This is a genomic window from Rhodocytophaga rosea (assembly GCF_010119975.1).
In the GTDB taxonomy this organism is placed as follows: Bacteria; Bacteroidota; Bacteroidia; order Cytophagales; family 172606-1; genus Rhodocytophaga; species Rhodocytophaga rosea.
This window is the reverse complement of the sequence record NZ_CP048222.1, coordinates 3038763-3055158: the sequence shown is the minus strand read 5'-3', so window position 1 is coordinate 3055158 and position 16396 is coordinate 3038763. Positions and strand designations below refer to the sequence as shown.

17 protein-coding genes are annotated in these 16396 nt (G+C 41.1%); 10 read left to right on the top strand and 7 right to left on the bottom strand.

What is annotated here, in order from left to right:
• Position 1: 1 nt before the first annotated feature.
• Both GXP67_RS12835 and GXP67_RS12830 read right to left on the bottom strand, forming a co-directional pair.
• A complete protein-coding gene (locus GXP67_RS12835; protein WP_162447907.1) occupies positions 2-814 on the bottom strand; it encodes a HEAT repeat domain-containing protein in 813 nt (270 codons plus the stop codon).
• A gap of 40 nt (positions 815-854) precedes the next feature.
• Positions 855-1436, bottom strand: a complete 582-nt coding sequence (locus GXP67_RS12830) for an RNA polymerase sigma factor (protein ID WP_317170129.1) — start codon at positions 1434-1436, stop codon at positions 855-857.
• 370 nt (positions 1437-1806) lie between these two features.
• On the opposite strand from GXP67_RS12830, the gene GXP67_RS12825 reads away from it, so the two are divergent.
• Positions 1807-3354 (top strand): hypothetical protein, encoded by a 1548-nt coding sequence (locus GXP67_RS12825; protein WP_162443476.1) that lies wholly within the window; start codon positions 1807-1809, stop codon positions 3352-3354.
• Between the two features lie 34 nt (positions 3355-3388).
• Here GXP67_RS12825 and GXP67_RS12820 read toward each other — a convergent pair whose 3' ends face one another.
• Positions 3389-4390: a Gfo/Idh/MocA family protein gene (locus GXP67_RS12820; RefSeq protein WP_162443475.1), complete on the bottom strand. Its 1002-nt coding sequence runs from the start codon at positions 4388-4390 to the stop codon at positions 3389-3391.
• A gap of 332 nt (positions 4391-4722) precedes the next feature.
• Between GXP67_RS12820 and GXP67_RS12815 the strand changes: the two genes are divergently transcribed.
• The 4 genes from GXP67_RS12815 (at position 4723) to GXP67_RS12800 (ending at position 8455) form a co-directional block, all read left to right on the top strand.
• Positions 4723-5943: an NAD(P)-dependent oxidoreductase gene (locus GXP67_RS12815; protein WP_162443474.1), complete on the top strand. Its 1221-nt coding sequence runs from the start codon at positions 4723-4725 to the stop codon at positions 5941-5943.
• Between the two features lie 15 nt (positions 5944-5958).
• Positions 5959-6345 carry a hypothetical protein gene (locus GXP67_RS12810; RefSeq protein ID WP_162443473.1) on the top strand — a complete coding sequence of 129 codons (387 nt, stop codon included), beginning with the start codon at positions 5959-5961 and terminating at the stop codon, positions 6343-6345.
• A 120-nt stretch (positions 6346-6465) separates the two neighbouring features.
• The gene (locus tag GXP67_RS12805) at positions 6466-7080 is read left to right on the top strand and encodes a DUF3575 domain-containing protein (RefSeq protein ID WP_162443472.1); all 615 of its coding nucleotides are present in this window, start codon (positions 6466-6468) and stop codon (positions 7078-7080) included.
• Between the two features lie 193 nt (positions 7081-7273).
• Entirely contained in the window at positions 7274-8455 is a 1182-nt protein-coding gene (locus tag GXP67_RS12800; RefSeq protein WP_162443471.1) for an MFS transporter, read from the top strand.
• A gap of 20 nt (positions 8456-8475) precedes the next feature.
• On the opposite strand, the gene GXP67_RS12795 is transcribed toward GXP67_RS12800, so the two are convergent.
• A complete protein-coding gene (locus GXP67_RS12795) occupies positions 8476-9273 on the bottom strand; it encodes an AraC family transcriptional regulator (protein WP_162443470.1) in 798 nt (265 codons plus the stop codon).
• A gap of 124 nt (positions 9274-9397) precedes the next feature.
• Between GXP67_RS12795 and GXP67_RS12790 the strand changes: the two genes are divergently transcribed.
• Together GXP67_RS12790 and GXP67_RS12785 are read left to right on the top strand one after the other, a co-directional pair.
• Complete coding sequence (locus GXP67_RS12790) at positions 9398-9799, top strand: nuclear transport factor 2 family protein (RefSeq protein ID WP_162443469.1); 402 nt, start codon at positions 9398-9400, stop codon at positions 9797-9799.
• A 162-nt stretch (positions 9800-9961) separates the two neighbouring features.
• Positions 9962-11188: an acyltransferase family protein gene (locus GXP67_RS12785; protein ID WP_162443468.1), complete on the top strand. Its 1227-nt coding sequence runs from the start codon at positions 9962-9964 to the stop codon at positions 11186-11188.
• Positions 11189-11403: 215 nt separating this feature from the next.
• Here GXP67_RS12785 and GXP67_RS12780 read toward each other — a convergent pair whose 3' ends face one another.
• The 3 genes from GXP67_RS12780 to GXP67_RS12770 form a co-directional block, all read right to left on the bottom strand.
• Positions 11404-11853 carry a hypothetical protein gene (locus GXP67_RS12780; RefSeq protein ID WP_162443467.1) on the bottom strand — a complete coding sequence of 150 codons (450 nt, stop codon included), beginning with the start codon at positions 11851-11853 and terminating at the stop codon, positions 11404-11406.
• A gap of 81 nt (positions 11854-11934) precedes the next feature.
• The gene (locus GXP67_RS12775) at positions 11935-13500 is read right to left on the bottom strand and encodes a sulfatase family protein (protein ID WP_162443466.1); all 1566 of its coding nucleotides are present in this window, start codon (positions 13498-13500) and stop codon (positions 11935-11937) included.
• A gap of 46 nt (positions 13501-13546) precedes the next feature.
• Positions 13547-14377, bottom strand: coding sequence for an MIP/aquaporin family protein (locus tag GXP67_RS12770; RefSeq protein WP_162443465.1), 831 nt, complete (start codon positions 14375-14377; stop codon positions 13547-13549).
• 272 nt (positions 14378-14649) lie between these two features.
• On the opposite strand from GXP67_RS12770, the gene GXP67_RS12765 reads away from it, so the two are divergent.
• Genes GXP67_RS12765 through GXP67_RS12755 form a run of 3 tightly spaced genes read left to right on the top strand, consistent with a single transcriptional unit; the run spans position 14650 to position 16392 of the window.
• Positions 14650-15498: a bifunctional helix-turn-helix domain-containing protein/methylated-DNA--[protein]-cysteine S-methyltransferase gene (locus tag GXP67_RS12765; RefSeq protein WP_162443464.1), complete on the top strand. Its 849-nt coding sequence runs from the start codon at positions 14650-14652 to the stop codon at positions 15496-15498.
• 53 nt (positions 15499-15551) lie between these two features.
• Positions 15552-15809, top strand: coding sequence for an Ada metal-binding domain-containing protein (locus GXP67_RS12760; RefSeq protein WP_162443463.1), 258 nt, complete (start codon positions 15552-15554; stop codon positions 15807-15809).
• The gene (locus GXP67_RS12755; RefSeq protein WP_162443462.1) at positions 15790-16392 is read left to right on the top strand and encodes an alpha-ketoglutarate-dependent dioxygenase AlkB family protein; all 603 of its coding nucleotides are present in this window, start codon (positions 15790-15792) and stop codon (positions 16390-16392) included. The genes GXP67_RS12760 and GXP67_RS12755 overlap by 20 nt, the downstream gene beginning before the upstream one ends.
• Positions 16393-16396: the final 4 nt, after the last annotated feature.

The following is a 16396-nucleotide window of genomic DNA, read 5'->3' as shown; positions in this document are numbered from 1 at the left end:
TTTACATCAGCACTTTTACACTTTGTTCGAGTTTACTTTTTACAGAAGCATTTAGATTTTCTTGTTTCAGCAGGTTTCTCAAAGCGCTTACCGAGCGTTTTTCCTGTAGATTCACCATTACATCAGCCAGCGCAATTTGCACCAGCGGCGATTCTTGTTGTGGAATAGCCTGAATCAAGCCTTCGCGTACACTGGCATAAGAAGCCAGCTGGCTCAATGTTTCTACTGTAACCAAGCGAACATTCACATTGGGATCATTATTGAGGGTTTGCAGCAAGGCCTGAATTACTTTTTCATCTACCTTATCCAGATTCTGGGTATAATTCACTGCTTTGAGCCGTTCGGTTGCCGCCGGTTTTTCCAGCATTGTTAGCAACATGGTTTCACGCATTTGCTGTACTTCCAGGGCAAGCTGAGATATTTGCTGAGTTTCTGTCCGTTGCGGGCTAAACCAGTAACCGCCTGCCCAGCCCATCAGTAAAAGCAAAATTCCGGTAAGCAGTTGCATGGCGTACACAGGCTGCCAAACTTCGGCTATTTTTTCTCTCAGGCTTGATAACCATCCAGAACGCGCCTGAACCGTAGCACGCTTGTATTCATAGAGCATATCATTGAAATCAGCACGCATTTTAATGGCATCAGGCTCGGCTACCGGAATAGCTGCCATATGGCGGTGTACGAGTTGCATTTGCATTAATTCCTGTTTGCACGACTGGCATTCAGACAAGTGGCTTTCCAGGGAAAGCTTATCAATATCGTTGAGTTCCCCGTTGAGATACAGCACCATCAGGTACATCATTTTTTCACATTTCATCGGAGTATGTTTTTGTTCAGGGTTCATTTGTACTTCTCATTTATTTTTTTCCGCCGGCCTCGTATTTTCTTTCCTGGGTCAGTTTCATAAATATGTTCCTGAGTTCCTGAAAAGCCCGGTGGACTTTTACTTTTACATTGCCCTCCGTACAATTGAGCACTTTGGCAATTTCCTGGTATTTTAATTCCTGGTAGCGGCTCAGCACCAGAACTTCCCGTTTATCAGCCGGTAAACGGTCCATCGCTTGTTGTAGCAAGGCTATTTCCTGTTCCTTGCCAAAGTCTTCCTCTCTGGTTGAGGGATCACTCAGGCGGTTGGCCCATAGATCCAGATTCTTAGAAAAACTGAACTTCTTACTCTTCTTAAAATAATCGGCACTTACATTTCTGGCCAGGTGATACATCCAGGTAATAAATTTTCCTTCAGCTGTGAATGTATGCCTGTATTTCAACATCCTGAAAAACACGTTCTGCACCAGATCCTGGCTGATTTCTTTGTCGCCTGTCATCCGGTAGAAAAAGCCAAACAAGCTTTTTGAATGCCGCTCAAACAGGATTCCCAGCTTGTCTAGCTGACCAGCTTTTACTTCCAGCATGATATCATTATCGGGTGCCTGATTCAAAGTTGTAAGGTTACGATCTAGTTTTTCTCGGATGACAGCCTCTACAGCAATGGTCGTCCTATTTTGTGTTATCTGGCAGTGGAAACCTCACTCTTAGGGAAAGGTTACAAAGAATTTTAAAATTTTCTACAGCCAGGTCATTCACTAAACATTCCAGTTGGTAGCATAGTTATATAAGTATTGAAAGATGAGAGAACAGTCATTTCTGCTAAAATTTTATTTGAATGCAGGCAAAAAGCTAAATCTGATACAAGTTGAGTAATATTTCTTCAGGTATAAATTAGAAAATATAGGCAGAAGGCCGATAAATACAAATTTTTTATCGTATTTTAGTAACATATCCTATGTAACCAAAGTATCTTCCCATAAGATGTACAGGAAAATTATAGTGAGTATGTGGGTGTTGTTTTGCCTGCTGGCAGGTAGCCTGTCCTCCTATGCCCAACTCGATCAGGTACTCCGTCTGGAAATTGCTCCTGAAAAGCCAGATGGTGATAATGAGTTGTTCAATGTGATTTCTATGAAGGAGAAGGGCTTACTGGTTTCTACCCAGACTATATACCCGGAACTCGGCAACCACCTCTGGCGTATCGCCCGCTACGATACTATGCTCAATAAAGTGTGGGAAAAACAGTATGCCATTAAATCGCTGTTCATTCCGACCAAAGTATATAAAAACGACGATTTTCTCTATGTGCTTCTTACCCAGAAAGAATCACTGAAAATTGCCATTTTCCGCCTCGATTTTTCCAATGGTGAATATGAGATGATTGAAGGGAGTACACTGGCCTATATTGATGTAACTCATTTTAAAGTATTAAGTAATACAGCCTACATCGGCGGCCTGGTGCGGTATAGGCCGGTCGTAGTAGCCTTTAACTTTTTCGACAAGCGTTCCAGGGTGCTTCCGGCTCTGTATGAACCTAATTCTGAACTGGATAATCTTGAAATAGATAACTATGAGAACGTGGTAGATGTAGTTACCTATAATATCAACCGGCGCAAGAGTAATCTGATTATCAGGTCTTTTGATTATGGGGGCCGCATGTTGAAAAATATCACTGTAGAGTCGCAAAAGGAAAAGAGCCTGCAAACCGGAAAAATCAGTTCATTGAACGAGAACGAGCAATTCCTGATCGGTAATTATTCTATTCGTAACTCTCCCTATGCCCAGGGAATGTATATGGCTAAATTCAATGGCGACGACCAGGAATTTATTAAGTATTTCAAGTTCAATGATTTTGAGAATTTCTTTAATTTCATGAAGCCCAGACGCAAAGCCAGGGTAAAGAACAGGATTGTGAAAAAACGGGAAAAAGGCAAGGAATACCAGTTGCGCTACCGGGTACTCTTACATGACATTATCGAAAAAGACAATCAATATATTCTGATCGGAGAAGCTTATTTTCCGCAGTACCGCTCTTCTTCTATTTACGGGGGCATGTATTCCCGTTCTTACAACGACCGTATTTTTGATGGATACAAATATACCCATGCGGTAGTGAGTGGGTTCGATAAACAAGGAAACTTGCTGTGGGATAACTGTTTCGAGATTCAGGATTATACCAGTTATGACCTGGAAGAAATCGTAAAAGTAGCGGTAGATGATGAAAAGATTATTCTGGTATATCCACAAGACGAAACCCTGAATACTAAACTAATTAAGGGTAATGAAGTAATTAAGGGCAAGGAAAACTATCCGATCAAAACCAATTATGAAGGAGATAAAATACTCGATTCTGAAGATGTGAATGTAAGTGAATGGTACGGGAAATATTTTATTACCTGGGGGCAGCAGGAAATCAGTAATAATAAAGATGCAGGAGTCCGTAATAACCGCAAGGTATTCTACCTAAATAAAATCACTTATAATGCCTCAGAAGCCACCATGCTACATGAGGATAAGGAAAGGGAGTAAATAGACTTTATTTGATGGACCAAAAGCGAGGGACTTAAATCTCTCGCTTTTGTTGTTTATACCATTCTCCCATAATATCATCCATTACCTTAGCTGTACGGGCACCGGAAACACCAGTACTGGGGCATTTGCCTGTTCCCTGTAATTCCTCTACAATGGTTTGAATCAATGGATGTTGTACATTTACCGGCATAGTAAAAGTAAGCTCATCTGTCTGCGAGCCTGTTTCTACCCGTACCGGAACTGCTAAGTCGAAAAAGGAAAAAGTAATGCGGCCTTTGCTTCCAATGATTTCACCCTGATCGGTTTGTTGGCTTTTATCAACGGTGAAACACCAGAGGCCAGTGCCTAATACCCCGTTAGAAAATGAGAAAATGGCACTTACTATGTCTTCGGCAGCATATACCCCTGACTGATTTGCAGCCATTCCTGTGGCGGCAGTAATGGGTCCAAACCAGTAATCGAGCAAATCTAACTGGTGAGGAGCTAAATCATAAAATATACCACCACCTGAAATCGACGGATTTATCCGCCAGGGAATCTGTCCATTGGTAATCGCAGGCGGCGGAAAAAACAAACGAATATTTACGCAACGTATTTCTCCAATGGTGCCATTATTCAGGAGTTCTTTAATTTTTACAAAGTTGGGTAAACACCGGCGGTAATACGCAACAAACAAAGGCACATTGGCTTCCTCACAAGCTTCAATCATTCGTGTACATTCCTCATAATTCATTGCCATCGGCTTTTCAACATACACTGGTTTTCCGGCAGCGGCAGCCAGTTTGGTGTATTCCGCATGCGAACTGGGAGGAGTAGCAATATAAACAGCATTTACCTGCGGATCATTAATTAATTGTTGCGCATCGCTATACCAAGTATGTACGCCATGTCGCCTCGCATAATCCGCCGCTTTTTCCGCATCTCTGCGCATAACAGCTACTAATTTAGAACCTGCTATCTTGTTAAAGGCAGGCCCACTTTTTACTTCAGTCACATCTCCTGTGCCGATAATTCCCCAGTTTATCTGTTTCATTGGTCGTAGGAACCGGTTTTAAAAGTATTTTTGTATAAAAATGGATAAGGTACTTTATTTGCACGATCATCCGTACAGATTTGTAACCATTTCTTGAACTCATCTGCCTCACCTGTACCCTGCACAAAGCGTATTGTATGAAATCAGAGGGAATTCAATTTTTTATCCTTGTTTTGTGATGTACTTTACTTATCCATGTAAGCTTCCAATATAAAAAATTTTGTTATAAACTTAACATTGAATTGCTGGACGTAAGCTTGTTAGCAGGCCATCTATAAGTTAACCATATTTAGATATAGTTTTTATCGAAGAGAAATAATTGTAAGTGAGTTATGAAATTCGGAATTATAAGAGAAGGGAAAGTTCCGCCTGACAGACGGGTTGCCTTATTGCCACATCAATGCAAGGAAATTGTTCAGCTATATCCTGAAGTTCAGATATTTGTACAGCCTAGCCCGATCCGTTGTGTGCCCGATGAGCAATATTCAAATGCAGGAATTCTAGTAATGGAAGATCTGAGCCAGTGTGATGTGTTATTCGGCATTAAAGAAGTGCCGGTTGCCCAACTCCTTCCGGATAAAACGTATTTCTTCTTTTCACATACCGTAAAGAAACAAAAGTACAACCGCCTGCTGCTGCAAACCATTTTGAAGAGGAATATTACCCTGATTGATTATGAATGCCTGATCGATAATGATACAAACCGGCAGCGTATTATTGCTTTTGGCCGCTATGCCGGCATTGTGGGTGCCTATAATGCTTTCTGGACGTATGGCAAAAAATATCAGCTTTTTGAGTTGAAACGTGCCAGAGATTGCCAGGATATGCAGGAAATGAGACAGGAATATCTGAAAATACAATTGCCACCCATTAAAATTGCTGTAACCGGAAGCGGACGGGTAGGGAAGGGGGTAGTAGAAGTATTGGAAGCCATTGGTATACAACAGGTTTCCCCGGATGCATTCTTGCAAAAACAATATAACAAACCTGTGTTTACGGTACTTCGTTCGCAGGATTATCATCTCCATAAAAGTGGTAATTCCTGGAATGCTGCCAGCTTCCATCTGAATCCGCAGGAATACAATTCTTCGTTTTATCCCTTTGCCGCCCAGGCAGATATATTAATTACTTCTGCTTTCTGGCATCCACAAGCGCCTTTGTTATTCTCGAAAGAAGATATGCTGCGAAAAGATTTCCGGATAAAAGTAGTGGCAGACATTTCCTGTGATGTGGATGGTTCGGTGCCCTGTACGGTTCGTACAACTACCATTACAGATCCGGTTTACGATTATGATGTAGTAAGCCGGGAAGTAAAACCGCCTTTTTCTTCCGCTGAACACATTACAGTAATGGCCATTGATAACCTGCCCTGTGAACTTCCCTATGATGCGTCCGGCTATTTTGGCCACCAGCTCATCAACCAGGTATTGCCGCATTTACTAAATGGAGATAAAGAGGGCGTACTGGAAAAAGCAACCATCACCAGAAATGGCCAGCTGACGGAAAGATATAAATATCTATCAGATTTTGTGAGTGAGTATGTGGCGCAGTAAACTAATAAGAATTCTATGAGGCTGTTATTAGTAATTTTCTACATTTTAATATTAAGCTATGAAGGATTAGCTCAAAAACAGCTTACTCCGGAAACGCTAATAGGTGAATGGAAAATAGTGCATTATCCCATTATTATAAGGGAAATTCACCCAGCCGTTCATCATTCTTTAGATCCAAAAGCAGAATTACTTCAACAAGGGGATACTCTCATCAGCTTTAATAAAAAGGAATTTCTAATAAATAGAGGTCAGAAGAAAGGGAAATATAAGATCAGAGACAATGCTTTATTCCTTAACAGTGCTATGTATATTTTTCATTATGATTCGGATAATAAATTTCATCTGAGCCGCATTATGAGTGCTGAGTATACATTTAGTTATTGGTTTTATAGAATCAATTGATGATAAATAACTCACCAGAGAATCACATAAAATTACATAACTCAAATACTCCCAAGATACATTTTTTAAAGAAATTCAAACTAAGTAATTATATTTCTTTCTTAGACTCTGATACCGCTAATGAAGATATACTTTACCCTACTTTGCTTCTTACTCTTGTTTCTTTCAGCAAGCAGCACTACTTATGCCCAGCTCTCTGAAGAAGAAAAACTGGCTACCCTGGATAATGAAAGCAACCGGAAACATATATTCAAAACCAACCTGCTTAGTCTGCTCACCAGGTCTGTGTCCTTGGGGTATGAGCATGCCTTGAGTAAAACCATGAGTATTCAGGCAGGCGGTTATTATAGTAAAAGTAAGATGTTCCGGGGCGTAGAAAGGATAAGCGCCAGCCTTGAACTGCGTAAATACATGTCCAGGCCCGAAAACGCCATTGTGGGCTGGTATCTTGCTCCTTATGTAAAGTATCAGCAGATTAAAGATACCGAAGAGAGTTTTAGCGGAGATGTAACGGCCAGGGTTACCATTCGCACCGTAGGAGCAGGTTTACAGGCTGGTAAACAATGGATTGCTAAAAAAGGATTTACTGTAGACATATATGCTGGTGCCGGATTTAACCCCATTGTGTATTATGATGACCTGGAGGTGATTGATGCCAGTTTGCCTTATACTTTCTCCAGATCTAAATGGCAGCGGGATATCCGGCTGGGCGTAGTAATTGGGTATGCTTTCTAAAGGTATAGTAACTATAACTATAACAAGAAGTATTTTTAATATTTACACTTCAATATAGTTCTATTATAAAAAATCAATTATTTCTGAGTAGCTTGTATACAAAGTATATGCGATGCGTATAACTTGATAATTAAATACATTCCATACCACCTGACCGGTTTAAGAGTAGATTTTAGCCGCATCGGTCAATTTTATGAAAGAACAACATACCAGTTTTTATACGCTGCAATTCGGATTGCTTTGTTTCAGCTCCTTTCTGTTTTACGCCAGCTTCAATATGATTATTCCGGAATTACCAGGCTACCTGATGCGCCTGGGCGGAGCAGAGTTCAAAGGCTTTATCATTGGCTTATTTACTTTAACCGCCGGACTTTCCAGACCGGTGAGTGGCAAGCTGGCAGATAAAATCGGACGGATTCCGGTAATGGTATTTGGGGCTGCGGTTTGTTTTATATGTGGATTTTTATATCCGGTGATGGGTTCGGTAGCCGGATTTCTGATGTTGCGCCTGGTTCATGGCTTATCTACTGGTTTTACGCCTACTGGCAATTCGGCCTACGCCGCAGATATTGTTCCCCAAACACATCGGGGAGAAGCCATTGGTTTCCTCGGTTTATGTGGCAGTTCTGGAATGGCACTGGGTCCGGCCATTGGCAGCTTAGTAGCGGATATGTTTTCAGTAGAATTTATGTTTTATTGCTCATCGGTGGCTTCATTATTATCAGTGCTGATACTGGCTGGTATGAAAGAAACCGTACAAGACCGTATTCCTTTTCACTGGTCACTGCTTAAGTTTTCCCGACAGGAAATTTTTGAGCCCAGGGTAATTCCTCCTTCCCTGGTGATTATATTGAGTTCATTTGGTTTCGGGGCTATTCTTACGCTTACCCCAGACCTAAGTGAATCGTTAAATCTGACCAACAAAGGCTTGTTTTTTATGTGCTTTACATTTGCTTCTCTTGGTGTCCGGTTTTTTGCCGGTAAAATATCCGACCGGTATGGCAGGGTAGCTGTATTGCGTATTTCTACGGCATTGCTTACCCTTTCTATGATTCTGGTAGGATTTGCCTACAATGCGGCTACCTTGCTGGCGGCTTCTGTTTTATTCGGTTTTGCGCAAGGTATGAATTCTCCTACTGTTTCTGCCTGGACGGTTGACCTGAGTTTGAAAGAACACCGGGGACGTGGATTAGCTACCATGTATGTGGCGATGGAAGCTGGAATTGGCTTAGGAGCTTTCCTGTCAGGTGCTATTTATGCCAATAATGTGGCTATGCTACCCTATACTTTCTGGATTATTTCCTTATTCCCTCTAATGGCTTTTCTATACCTGAATTTTGGTGTGAAGCGAAAACTAACTGCTGTCGCTGGTTAAGCAGGTCTTATAAGATGGGTTTACACTTTCCTTTTATTGATGAAATACAAAGGGCGGTTTCCACAGATCTCTAAAAAGTTATTACTGAAGGTAGAAAGACTTTCGTAGCCTGACTGGTAAGCAATATGGGAAACGTGGGTGTGGCCATTTTTGATTAATTCCATGGCTTTTATCATCCTGGCTATTTTGATATACCCAGAAAAAGTAATACCCAAATGTGTGTTAAACAATCTGCTTAATGTACGCACAGAAAATCCAAATTCTTTAGATAAAGAACTGATACTTAATTTCTGGTGTGCATGAGCTTGTACATATTCTACTATCTGCAGCAATTGTTCATGTGTGGTAGAAGGTAAACAGATATTTACCTTTTCTGCCATTTCTCCGGGTAAGACCTGAATCAAGGCTTTTAAAAAATCTTTTTTTTCTTCTCCGGCTTCATTTTTAAAATTCCACTTTTCAGTATATCCGATCATCTCCTTCAACAGATTAGAAGCAGGGAAAGCAACAGCCTGTCTAAAGAAAGAATGATTGCAAATAGGTGCTTCAAAGTAGATGGTTCTGATATATAGATCTGTACTGCTCGACCATATCTGGTGCGAAGTGCCAGCCGGAATCCAGGCGCAATACCAGCTTGGCAACAACAACTTTTGGTTTTCTGTATGTATGTGTAACAAACCATTTTCTGCAAACATCAGTTGCCCCTTATCATGTTGATGCCAGTCAGCATGGAAAGCGCCCATTTTAGCATGATACACAACTGGTTCATCTTTATCCGGATTCGTAATTTGGGTACAGCTAACAGGTTTTCGGATCATGGCCAATAATAACAAAAGTTTGTCTCTTTTCAACAAATAAGTCAGTTTTCATTGGTTTACCTTTGTGCTTACCAGATGAGTACAGCAATTATACCCCAATTACTAAATCACCCATTTTAACTTTATGATACCTGTTCACCCAAATCTCACCCTGATCCATGATTTTTTTCAAGCCTATGCCAACAATGATCTCGTCGGAATAAAAAATATACTTTCCGAAGATATCTCATGGCACATTCCTGGTAATCATCCATTGAGTGGTACTAAGAAAGGTGTAGAAGCCGTTTTGGCTTATTTTAAACAACTCAGCAAAGCTGCCTTTAAAGCAGAACCCATCGTAATGGGCGTAAATGATAATTTTGTTATCGATTGCCACCGGAACTGGAGTAATGTAGAAAATGAGCAAAATCTCAATAGTATGTCTTGCTTATTATGGAGAATTGAGCAGAATAAGATTGTTGAAGTCTATAATTTTCCGGAAGACCAATATAAAGTTGATTCATTTTTCTCAACTGTGTACGGATAGTTTTTATTCAAATAAAAAGCTAATTCAGTGGATATGTAGTTCAATTTCCCATACAAAGGATCTTTTTAAGTACATTCCGGTCGGTCCGAACGCCTGTTTTACCGGGAATGTCTTTTATAGGGCGATTGTATCATAGTTTTGTTGCTAATAAAACAAAGCAATATGGCACAAGTACAAAATCCACTTTCTATTAAATCTACCCGGCGTTACGATTTAGACTGGCTGAGGGTACTCGCTTTCGGGCTCCTTATATTCTATCATACCGGCATGTTCTTCGTGAGCTGGGGATGGCATATTAAAAACAACGAGATCAGTGAATTAATGGAATATCCCATGCGGTTTCTATCTCAATGGCGGATGCCGCTGTTATTTTTCATTTCTGGTGCCGGCGTTTTCTTCGCTTTGGGAAGCAGATCTACAAGTAGTTTTGCCGGAGATCGAGTGAAACGAATTTTGCTTCCGCTCATATTCGGCATGTTTGTAATTGTGCCTCCGCAGATTTATTATGAACGCCTGACACAGGGAAATACCTATTCCTATATCGAATTCTACAAAAGTGTATTCGAATTTCAGCCTTATCCGCAAGGAAGTTTTAGCTGGCATCACCTATGGTATCTGGCATATATATTCACCTATTCTTTAGTGTGCCTGCCTTTATTTATCTATCTGCGAAGCGAAAAAGGAAAGATAGTTATGGGAAAAATTGCCAGTTTTCTTTCCGAAAAAGGCAGTATTTATCTGCTCATTATCCCATTGTTTATCGCTGAGGCATTGCTGCGTCCGCACTGGCCTACCGAGCAAAACCTGATTAAAGACTGGGCAAATTTTACGTTTAGTATATTAATATTTATCTATGGTTTTATTATTTGTTCCCAGGAAAAAATCCGTGAAGCCATAGAAAACCAGCGTATGTTCTCCTTACTTTCTGCTATTGTACTCACTACTGTTTTATATGTCTTCTACTGGAACAACTGGCCAGACCCTTCACCGGCAGGTATGGTATTGTATTATTTACTTAAAGTGGCTAATATCTGGTGCTGGCTGATGGCTATACTCGGATATGCCCGTAAATACCTGACTTTTAATAATTCTTTGCTGACATACACCACAGAAGCTGTTTATCCTTTTTATATTCTCCATCAGACCGTAATTATCTGCATTGCTTATTACCTCATCGACTGGCAAGCCAGTATTGCGATGAAATTCTTTGTGATTAGTGTAGCTATGTTTCTGGTTTGCTGGCTTTTGTTTGAATGTATCCGGCGGATTAATTTTCTGCGGCCATTTTTTGGATTAAAGCTCCTACAGAAAAAGGCTAGGAATAAATCTGTAGCTTACAATGGATTGGGAACCAGTAGTTATAGAGAGAAGATTGTAAAAGAAACCTAACAGAATTAGAATTAGAGGTACCATAATTATAAACACCTGTTCCAACCAAAGAAACTTTCAACCAGAACAGGTGTTTAAGATATTTTTATATATGAAATTTGATTTACGATGCCTCAAAGTTTCCTGGCAACAAGCCTTTGTGTTATGGATATGATTTGGAATGGGCGGCTAACTAGTTGAAGTTATTGTATACCGGTGTTTCATTTCATATTCTCTCATGTTTGATCGCCTTGGAAATTCCAGAACTCTTTATTAATTATACCGAATTCAATCTTATCGTAAGGTGACCATTTATTTGAGTCAATTTTCCATTGAAATGTTTGTACATCTGTATATTCAGTTTTGAAATGGACAAATGCTTCTCTCCAGATTAGTTTTTGTAACAGATTTTCAAACTTTGCTTTCCATTCTTTCCACTCATATTCTATAGATTTGAAATTCCCACCAAAATGAATGGCACGTCCCCAATACTCATAAGATGGAGGTGTCCTTGGAAAGTTTGAATCCTGAGTTATTGCAAACATTTGCTTAGTTAACGGAGGCCATTCATCATAGCTTGGTAAAGAGTTTATTGCTAAATCATTATGGCTACAAATCTTTTCTCTGAGTTCGTTATAAACACCATGTTCTATAATACAGCCATATAAACTCGTTGTCATTCCCATGTATATAAATTAAGCTTTATTACTTGCATACAACTATGTTATCCTAACAACTATTAACGAACAACTAGCAACGATTTTCTACTAATAAGTACCCTTGTAAATATGATCATTCCGTTTGTGGGGAATACGTTTGAGGGGAATTTGCATACCACTAGTAGATTCCAGCCAGTCCCACACCTGATCCCGGAGAGAATGGGCAATTTCCTGGTGCAGGGGACTGCGGATCAGATTATTTATTTCCATTGGATCTTCCTGCAAGTCATACAATTCATTGGCATCCCAAACGCCGTGGTTGAAAATATACTTATAGCGGTCGGTGCGGATGCCAAACATGGTAGGTGTTTGTGGAAAATCATATTCCCAGTAATATTCATAAAAGGCCTTATCCCGCCAGGATATGTTTTTTCCGGCAAGCAAAGGCACAAACGATTTGCCTTGGATTTGTTTGGGAATCGCAGTTCCTGCCAGTTCGAGGATAGTAGGCGCAATGTCAATATTCTGCACTACCTGGGTAACCTGCGTTCCTGGTTTTATCAATTCCGGACAGCGAGCCAGTAAGGGTACGCGCATCGATTCTTCATACATATGCCGTTTATCGATCAGCCCGTGTTCTCCAAACGAAAACCCATTATCGCCCATATAAATCACCATCGTTGATTCATCCAGACCAGCTTCTTTCAGGTAGGACAGTACCTTACCAATACTTTCATCAATGCCGAGCAGGGTTTCGCAGTAATCTTTATAGAAGGCATTAAAATCCGTTTGTCCATGATACATATAATCCACCCCATGCCAGCTGTAACGCTGTTTTTTCACCCATGCAGGCATGTCTTTGAGATTAGGCACAGGCGTTTTTAATTCTGGATTGGTGCCTGGTTTTGCGCCAAAAACTTTACTCGTATCCGTGGCTGTGAGATAGAAGGAAGAAGGATATACAATGGGCATATCTTTGTATTTTCCCCGGTGCCTGCGGGCAGGATTAAACTCTGCATGTACCGCTTTATGAGATAGATACAGAAAGAAAGGTTTGCTTTTATCCTGTTTCCGCATCCATTCTACCGCATAATTAGTCAGCAGGTCAGTCGTATAACTACTATCCTTGTGAGGTACCTGCTTACCATTGATATTGAATGTCGGATTATAGTACACGCCTTGTCCCTTGAAACTCACCCAATGATCAAATCCAGGCTGCGGCTGATCGTCCTGGTTACCCATATGCCATTTGCCCAGGAAGGCAGTTTTATAACCTGCTTTTTGCAGATATTGCGGAAAAAACTGGAGTCCTTTAGGTAAGGGAGCCTGGTTATCTACAATCGTGTGGGTATGCGCATACAAGCCTGTAAGAATACTAGCCCGGCTAGGTGAACAAAGCGCTGTACTGACAAAAGCGTTCTTAAGATGGGCTCCCTCCTTAGCAAGCCGGTCCATATTCGGCGTTTGCAAGCCTGGTACTTTCCCGGTAAAACCCATAAAATCATAGCGGTGATCATCGCTCAGAATGAATATCACATTCCGGGGTTTAACCGCAGGTATTGGCGCTTTTACTGTTTCAGGATTTTCTTTTTTGCTGAAAGCGGTCAGGCAGAATAGAATTATCAGTAGAAAATAGGTGTGCCGGAAAGATCGGATGAGTTTGGATACATACATAACCGGTAAGATAGAGAAAATTTGCGCCAAAGCTGCTTAGAAGCCTTTACGCTTTGGTTTTTTCTTTCAAGTTCTCCTCCGCCGTTACTACTTCTCTTTCTTTGATGACAGCTACCACAATCACGATAAGCGTCAGCGCAACTACTACCCATAAGAGGCCAAACACCTGATTCGTAAATACAGCTTTATATACGAGCGAGCCCAGCATACCTCCCAGGCAGGGACCTACAATCGGAACCCAGGCATACGACCAGTCGGAAGAACCTTTGCCATAAATAGGAAGAACAAAATGAGCAATACGTGGCCCCAGATCACGGGCAGGATTAATGGCATATCCGGTCGTAGCACCCAGAGACAAGCCAATTCCAGTAATTAACAGACCAATCACAATCGGATTCAATCCATCAGAGAACTTATTGGCTCCAATCGCCTGCAAACCTAAAATCAAAACAAATGTACCAAGTAGTTCGCTGAAGAGGTTTGCCCACGGTTTGCGGATAGCAGGATTGGTAGCAAATACAGCCAGTTTGGTGGTGTCATCCTGGGTTTCTCTCCAATGGGGCAAGTAATGCAACCACACCAGGGTAGCGCCAAGAAAAGCACCAATCAGCTGGGCTATTATATACATAGGCACATCTACCCAGCGGAATTCACCCACTACAGCCAGCGATAAGGTAACTGCCGGGTTAAGATGTGCGCCGCTGAAATCACCAACAGCATATACAGACAGTGCCACCGCCAGACCCCAGCCGATGGTGATTACGATCCAGCCAGAATTTTCTGCCTTGGTGCCTTTTAATATAGAGCCGGCTACTACACCGCCTCCAAAAATAATGAGTAAGCAGGTGCCTACCAGCTCCCCTAAAAATGCTGACATAATGCCTGTAATTTGATGTTAGTATAAAATTGACCGTGAGGAAATGTATTAAACCTTTTCCAGATTTTCTAATTATTTAATTAAAAACAGAAAAATTATGACTTTCTGCATTTTTGTACAAATAGCGATCTTCAGCAAACGTACTCAAGAGTTTCTGCTTGCCAGATAATAAACGTAGTGTGTTAACCTGACCACTCAAATCCAAGTGAGCAAGTTCCGGGTTTTAAACAGACCGGATGCCGGGTACATTTGTATCATAAATTTTTACTCCAATGAACGCACAAGCCTATATTAATTATAACCGCATTGCAGAAGCCATAGAGTACATCCGGCTGAATTTTAAGCAACAACCTAACCTGGATGAAGTAGCAGAAAAAGTAAATATCAGTCCATATCATTTTCAGCGCTTGTTCACCGACTGGGCAGGCGTGAGCCCGAAGAAATTTCTGCAGTACATCAGCGTAGAACATGCCAAGCAGGTATTAAAGGACAAGCAGGTAAGTTTAGCAGATGCTGCCTACGAAACAGGGCTCTCTGGTACTGGGCGGCTGCATGATCTGTTTATCAATATTGAAGGAATGACACCCGGCGAGTATAAAAACGGCGGTGAAAATCTTACGATTCACTATAGTTTTGCAGAAAGTCCATTCGGCACTATTCTGGTAGGTTCTACACCCAAAGGTATTTGCTACATGGCTTTTGCCGATGAAGAAACTTATGCACTTGCAGATTTAAAACAGCGTTTTCCCAAAGCCACTTTCAAACAAATGACGGACCTGGTCCAGCAAAATGCTCTCTACTTTTTTACCCACGACTGGACAAAACTCGATCAGGTAAAACTGCATTTGAAAGGGACAGAATTTCAATTAAAAGTATGGGAAGCATTGTTGAAGATCCCGATGGGAGGACTGTCAACGTATGGCCAGATTGCCAATAATATAAAAAGTCCCAAAGCCTCCAGGGCGATTGGAAGCGCTATTGGAAGTAATCCGGTTGCCTTTCTAATTCCTTGTCACCGGGTGATTCAATCGGGTGGTACGATGGGTGGATATATGTGGGGCAGCACCAGAAAAGCAGCTATTATTGGATGGGAAGCCGCCAGGTTAGAAACAGTCTTGTAAACCTGTCTTTATTTAAATGACCCCTTTGCTTTAATCAATCTAAGCTCAGACAAATGATCCGGCACAGTGAAATCGAAGATGCTGACTTGCGGCTATTACTCAAACAAGGACAAATTTGTCTGGGTGGAAACAGCAAACTGAAAATTTATGGAACGCTAAGTTGTTCTTCCAGCAAACAAATGAAGCGGGAAAACCGGGTGTTTTTTACTTCTGAAAAAGAAGCCTTACAGCACCAGTTCCGTCCTTGCGGACATTGTATGAAACAAGCATATCAACTCTGGAAACAAACACATGGAAATACTCACCTTTGAACCTACAATTAACTTATTACCGGCAGATGGTATCGTCAATTATTATGGGAAAATACTGGAACCTACTGATGCAAATTTTTACTTAGAAAAGATGCTGTCGACTATTGCCTGGAAAAATGACGAGGCCGTAATTTTTGGCAGGCACTTGATTACCAAACGGAAAGCTGCCTGGTATGGAGATAAAACGTATGAATACACCTATTCCAACACGACCAAGCAAGCCTTGCCCTGGACGAAAGAATTGCTTGAATTAAAAGCAATGGTAGAACAATCAAGCGGCACTACATATAATTCCTGTTTGCTGAATCTATACCACGACGGACAGGAAGGAATGGCCTGGCATAGCGATGATGAAAAGTCATTAGGAAAAGATTCTGCAATTGCCTCTCTCACACTCGGTGCAGAACGCAAATTCTCATTCAAGCACAAACAGACCAAAGAAACCGTTTCGCTCGTGCTGGAACATGGGAGTTTGCTGGTGATGAAAGGAACGACGCAAACATACTGGCTACACCGCTTGCCACCGACAAAAAAAATAACTACACCCAGAGTAAACCTGACTTTCAGAACGATGCAAGAATAGTTTT

Bases quoted from the DNA above. Each gene is read 5' to 3' on its own strand.
- GXP67_RS12760 (WP_162443463.1), top strand. From the start codon at position 15,552: ATGATCCGGCACAGTGAAATCGAAGATGCTGACTTGCGGCTATTACTC.
- GXP67_RS12765 (WP_162443464.1), top strand. From the start codon at position 14,650: ATGAACGCACAAGCCTATATTAATTATAACCGCATTGCAGAAGCCATA.
- GXP67_RS12825 (WP_162443476.1), top strand. From the start codon at position 1,807: ATGTACAGGAAAATTATAGTGAGTATGTGGGTGTTGTTTTGCCTGCTG.
- GXP67_RS12785 (WP_162443468.1), top strand. From the start codon at position 9,962: ATGGCACAAGTACAAAATCCACTTTCTATTAAATCTACCCGGCGTTAC.
- GXP67_RS12780 (WP_162443467.1), bottom strand. From the start codon at position 11,853: ATGGGAATGACAACGAGTTTATATGGCTGTATTATAGAACATGGTGTT.
- GXP67_RS12810 (WP_162443473.1), top strand. From the start codon at position 5,959: ATGAGGCTGTTATTAGTAATTTTCTACATTTTAATATTAAGCTATGAA.
- GXP67_RS12800 (WP_162443471.1), top strand. From the start codon at position 7,274: ATGAAAGAACAACATACCAGTTTTTATACGCTGCAATTCGGATTGCTT.
- GXP67_RS12775 (WP_162443466.1), bottom strand. From the start codon at position 13,500: ATGTATGTATCCAAACTCATCCGATCTTTCCGGCACACCTATTTTCTA.
- GXP67_RS12795 (WP_162443470.1), bottom strand. From the start codon at position 9,273: ATGATCCGAAAACCTGTTAGCTGTACCCAAATTACGAATCCGGATAAA.
- GXP67_RS12770 (WP_162443465.1), bottom strand. From the start codon at position 14,377: ATGTCAGCATTTTTAGGGGAGCTGGTAGGCACCTGCTTACTCATTATT.
- GXP67_RS12835 (WP_162447907.1), bottom strand. From the start codon at position 814: ATGAAATGTGAAAAAATGATGTACCTGATGGTGCTGTATCTCAACGGG.
- GXP67_RS12755 (WP_162443462.1), top strand. From the start codon at position 15,790: ATGGAAATACTCACCTTTGAACCTACAATTAACTTATTACCGGCAGAT.
- GXP67_RS12815 (WP_162443474.1), top strand. From the start codon at position 4,723: ATGAAATTCGGAATTATAAGAGAAGGGAAAGTTCCGCCTGACAGACGG.
- GXP67_RS12820 (WP_162443475.1), bottom strand. From the start codon at position 4,390: ATGAAACAGATAAACTGGGGAATTATCGGCACAGGAGATGTGACTGAA.
- GXP67_RS12805 (WP_162443472.1), top strand. From the start codon at position 6,466: ATGAAGATATACTTTACCCTACTTTGCTTCTTACTCTTGTTTCTTTCA.
- GXP67_RS12790 (WP_162443469.1), top strand. From the start codon at position 9,398: ATGATACCTGTTCACCCAAATCTCACCCTGATCCATGATTTTTTTCAA.